The organism is Acidisphaera rubrifaciens HS-AP3, assembly GCF_000964365.1.
In the GTDB taxonomy this organism is placed as follows: domain Bacteria; phylum Pseudomonadota; class Alphaproteobacteria; order Acetobacterales; family Acetobacteraceae; genus Acidisphaera; species Acidisphaera rubrifaciens.
In genome coordinates this window covers 1-984 of sequence record NZ_BANB01000905.1, presented here as the reverse complement: position 1 = coordinate 984, position 984 = coordinate 1, and the positions used below count along the sequence as shown (strand labels likewise).

The 984-nt window shown below is 72.0% G+C and carries 1 protein-coding gene; it reads right to left on the bottom strand.

Annotated elements, in window-relative coordinates:
• Nucleotides 1-950 (bottom strand): FHIPEP family type III secretion protein (locus B8460_RS18910; protein ID WP_241771244.1); only part of this gene is annotated, 950 nt, incomplete at its 3' end.
• Nucleotides 951-984: the final 34 nt, after the last annotated feature.

Here is a 984-nt window from a genome sequence, read left to right as displayed (position 1 = left end):
GCGACGCCCGCGAGGCCCAGGAACGGCAGCGCCGGCAGGCCTGGCATCAGCGCGAGCACCGCGGCCGCCCCGCCCGCGATCGCCAAGGGCTTCGGGCTGCCGCCGAGCTGGCGCACGAGGGCGACATCGGCGGTGCCGTCCACCCCGCCCTTGGTCACCACGATGCCGGCGGCGGTCGAGACCAGCAGCGCCGGGATCTGCGACACCAGCCCGTCGCCAACACTCAGCATGGTGAAGGTGTCGGCCGCGTCGGCGAACGACATGCCGCCGCGCAGCACGCCGATCGCGAGACCGCCCACGATGTTGATCGACGTGATGATGAGGCCGGCGACCGCGTCGCCGCGCACGAATTTCGCGGCACCGTCCATGGCGCCGTAGAAGCCGCTTTCCTGCTCCAGCTCGCGGCGGCGGCGGCGGGCGGTCTTGTCGTCGATCATCCCGGCCGACAGGTCGGCGTCGATCGCCATCTGCTTGCCCGGCATCGCGTCGAGGCTGAAGCGCGCCGCGACCTCCGCGATACGGCCGGAGCCCTTGGTGATGACCATGAAGTTCACCACCAGCAGGATGGCGAACAGGATCAGGCCGATCACCACGTCGCCGCCCATCAGGAAGCCGCCGAACGCGGCCACGACATGCCCCGCGGCGAACCGCCCCTCCGGACCGTGGCTGAGGATCAGGCGGGTGGTGGCGACGTTGAGCGACAGCCGCAGCAGCGTGGTCAGCAGCAGCAGCGTCGGAAAGCTCGTGAAATCGAGCGGACGCTGCAGGAACAGCGCGACCATCAGCACGAGCACCGCCGCCGTGATCGACAGCGCGAGGCCGATGTCGAGCAGCACCGTCGGCAGCGGCAGGATCAGCACCGACAGCAGCGCGATCACGCCGAGCGCGAGACCGATGTCGCTGCCGGGCGCGAAAGGCCGCAGCCGCCCCAGCAGAACGCCGCCCGGCAGCCGCCGGCCCGCCGGCACGAGGCCGCCGGCCGCC